Source organism: Pseudomonas neustonica (assembly GCF_003797945.1).
Classification (GTDB): Bacteria; Pseudomonadota; Gammaproteobacteria; order Pseudomonadales; family Pseudomonadaceae; genus Halopseudomonas; species Halopseudomonas neustonica.
Map to the genome: position 1 here is coordinate 1 of NZ_RKKU01000059.1, position 3,274 is coordinate 3,274.

4 protein-coding genes are annotated in these 3,274 nt (G+C 53.1%); 3 read left to right on the top strand and 1 reads right to left on the bottom strand.

The window, feature by feature from the left end:
• The first annotated feature begins 260 nt into the window (after positions 1-260).
• Positions 261-893, top strand: a complete 633-nt coding sequence (locus EF096_RS20015) for a tetratricopeptide repeat protein (RefSeq protein ID WP_123891498.1) — start codon at positions 261-263, stop codon at positions 891-893.
• A 24-nt stretch (positions 894-917) separates the two neighbouring features.
• Here the strand turns inward: EF096_RS20015 and EF096_RS20020 are convergent, their stop codons facing one another.
• Positions 918-1,619 carry a transposase gene (locus EF096_RS20020; RefSeq protein WP_123891499.1) on the bottom strand — a complete coding sequence of 234 codons (702 nt, stop codon included), beginning with the start codon at positions 1,617-1,619 and terminating at the stop codon, positions 918-920.
• Positions 1,620-1,749: 130 nt separating this feature from the next.
• On the opposite strand from EF096_RS20020, the gene EF096_RS20025 reads away from it, so the two are divergent.
• The gene (locus EF096_RS20025) at positions 1,750-3,012 is read left to right on the top strand and encodes a hypothetical protein (protein ID WP_123891500.1); all 1,263 of its coding nucleotides are present in this window, start codon (positions 1,750-1,752) and stop codon (positions 3,010-3,012) included.
• The coding region (locus EF096_RS20510) for a hypothetical protein (RefSeq protein ID WP_218565820.1) at positions 3,005-3,274 on the top strand (270 nt) is incomplete at its 3' end. The genes EF096_RS20025 and EF096_RS20510, both read left to right, overlap by 8 nt.

A 3,274-nucleotide genomic window follows, 5' to 3' on the forward strand; every position in this document is an offset into this window, starting at 1 on the left:
TCCGCTAAGTCCCCTGAGTAATAGCTATTTTGCTGCTAGCCATAAAGCGTTTGCATTTGCGTGTTCTGACGACGAGCGCACACCGGCCTGCGCAGGTCTTGGATAAAATACGGCGCTGCCAACGTATTTGCAGATTCCGCTTCAACTCAGCACAAGGAACAACGGATGTTCTCCCCCTTATTAAAGAAGCTGACAGAGCCAGACCCTGTTCTGATGGTTTACCTTCGGGTGACTTCAACCGACGATAAGGTGCTGGGCCTGTGAGCAGCCTTACGGCCAGGTTGAAGTACTTAACTTTTATCCTTGTCTGGCTTTTTGCATCGCCTGCTTTAGCAGATCTTACACCAGAGCAGCAAGCTGCGCGTGATGAGGGGTTGATGCTGTATCAGCAGCACATGGGGGGGGCGGCGATTGAGCCTCTGCGTGTGGCTGCTGAAGCGGGAGATAGAACCGCGCAGTACTTTCTAGGTGAAACGTTGCGCTTGAACAATATGTTCATGACAGCCGAATCGCGCAAATGGTACGAAGCCGCTGCAGAGCAGGGCGACCTGTTTGCGATGTTGCGCCTGAGCAGTAGCAGTGATCTATGCCATGAAATGGGTACCTGTGGCCCCCATTCCACCGACTGGCGCAGCACGGCGTTGGCGCTTGCGCATGAGCGTGCAGCGCAAGGTGATGTGGAAGCAATGCAAGCGCTTTTTAATGCAGGCCAGGGGCTTGAGTGGTTAGAGAAAGCAGCAGAAGGCGGCTATGCGCCGGCTCAAGAACTGTTGGCTGCGTTTTACTCAGAGGGGGAGGGCTGGTTTCTTCTTCCGGGCCGTCGCCAAGCGGCTATCGAGAAATGGTACAAGGCTTCAGCCGAAGGCGGATTCCCGCTGGGTATGATGAGCTAAGAGGTAATTGGGGTCAGATGAACATTAACTATTTTGCTTTTGATCCCTTGCTGGTCGCCCCGGCTTTCCGGCGCTTGCAGATTGGCCGGTGAGGCTTTCTATTTCGCGTTTGAACTTGTCGTTGCCCAGGGCAAGGCCGCTAAGCGTGGTGGTGCGTATGGTTTCAGCCAGATCGTCAGAAAGTACTTCCTTGAACAGCTCGCGATAGACCAACTGGCGCTCCTCCGGGTTGGTACCTAGTTGTTGATAAAGGCTATGGGGTGAAACCAGCTGCGACGCTTTGCCCAAGGCGTTGGTGCGATAGCTGCTCCAGCGGTAGTCTCCGGGAGCGATGACCATGGCAGCCCGGACGGGGTTCATTTCTATATAACGCTGGCAGTGGAGGAGGTAGCCGTCGGAATCAACCAGGCATGACCGATAACGGCCTTCCCACAAGGTGCCGGTGCGTCGGTGACGATTGTTGAAGTAGCGGACATAGCGGCGCCCAACCGCCTGCATCATCAAGCTGATGCTGGCATGCCCATTGGGAGTAGCGAGCAGATGAATATGGTTGGTCATGAATACCCACGAATGAACCGCCACGCTGTATTCGTCGGAGTAATCGCACAACCACTGCCCAAAGGTGAGCATGTCTTGCTCGTCTGCGAAGCAGACCTGGCGGTTATTGCCTCGCTGGATTAAGTGCTGGGGTATGTTTGGGTAACTAAGTCGCCGACGCCTGGCCATTTGGATTCCTTTCCTGTTAAGTCATGCAGGTGAATCTTGGCAGGAGACGTGCTAGAGGGGGAGTCACGAAGAAGGCGACCAGCTCACAAAATTAGATGGTAATGCTCATCTGACCCCGATTTCTCCAAACTTGCAAGCTGGATACAACCCAAGGGAACTCACTGCTCACGTTGCAGCAAGAGCGACTGCCAGCGCCAGCCTGGTAGAAGGCAAGGCACATGCCTCAACGGTGTGGCCTGCGGAGGAGGAAAGTGAGTGGTTTATCCGTTATCGAGATGAGCACGATATCTTACAGGAGACGTCACTAGGTAAGTTTCGGGCGCAGGTAAAAGCCGAGCTTACGGGTTTTGCCGGTGCTAGCGCTGTGCTCAGCGCGGAAGTCCATATATCGATGAAGGATGGTATCCCGCAATTGCGTGGTGTGGGAGATGCGAACCGCACTAGCCGCAACGGTGAGCCAGCCAGCGTGGAAGCAGGGGCTTTTGCCGGATTGCGGGCAGACGGTAAGCTGGAAGGAAGTATCGAATGGCAGGATACGTTAGCAAAGCCTGTTGCATGGAAGGCACTCTGTAAACTAGGCGTGGGTGCGGGTGCTGCGCTTGGGCTTGGTGCTGAGGCACGTATGCAAATCAAGTGGAGTACTCGAACGCATAAGTTCTATTTCAATGTACATGCTGGACTGGTTGTCGGTGGCGGCGCGTCGGGCGAGTTTGGCGCCGAGGTCGATGCCGGGGCATTTTTGTCGATGGTGAAGTTTATTTATAATGCGCTACTCACCGTCGACTTCCGCAAGGTTGAAGAGATCGATGCTGGTGCCTTTGAGCAGCTCACTAACTTTGCCCTTTTCGGTATTTTGACCGGTGCTGGTTATGCCATCGTTGCTGTCAGGTTTGGAGCGCAGGCTGCGGAGTCTATCGGAAGGGATGTACGGTTGATAATTGAAGAGCATAGAACCGCGGCAGAGAGAGAAAAACTTGCAATAACTTTGGCTGATAACATCGTTGCAGATATTGGCCGTGGAGATGCAAGCTGGATTAGGCACGCTCCACCGGAAGTTAAAGGTCAGCTTTTGGATATTCTGTGCTTCGATTATGGACCCACATTTTGGGATGTATTTACTGTTGGCTTTAATAGCCGTGAACAAGCCATGCTCACGCTATTGGAGGCTAGCCAAAGCTGGCGCGACTACGAAGAGACCGTAACTCGGATCACACCCAATGGTGGCAAAGGCAGCTTCGCGTTAAATAGACGTCGTCTGCGTGATTTGATGAGGCTGTTTCCAGCACTACAGATTGATCGCATCGAGCGCAAACTTCAAAGCACGCGGGCTGTACCTAATCAACCGGTTCAAGTTGCAAGGTATGTCGAGCTTACAGGAAACTATTATGCGTAAAAACGTCATTTTGAGTGTGTTATTTAGTGGCAGCGCTTTGCTTTTAGGTTGCCAAGAGCCGCAAGCTGAAATCCAAAAACACTCTGAAGCAAACGAGCTAACAGAAGCGCTAAGCGGACTGGAGCGAAGAGCATACGGGTTCTACCCCGTTACTGCGGACACTCTTGAAAAGAGGCACAATGTGCCAAAGGAGTGTTCATGTCCAAACGCAGAAAATACAGCCCTGAATTCAAGCGCGAAGCCATCGCGCTATCTCGCCAGC

What these genes read in the sequence shown, in the direction of transcription:
- EF096_RS20020 (WP_123891499.1), bottom strand. Translation starts at nt 1,619, where the DNA reads ATGGCCAGGCGTCGGCGACTTAGTTACCCAAACATACCCCAGCACTTA.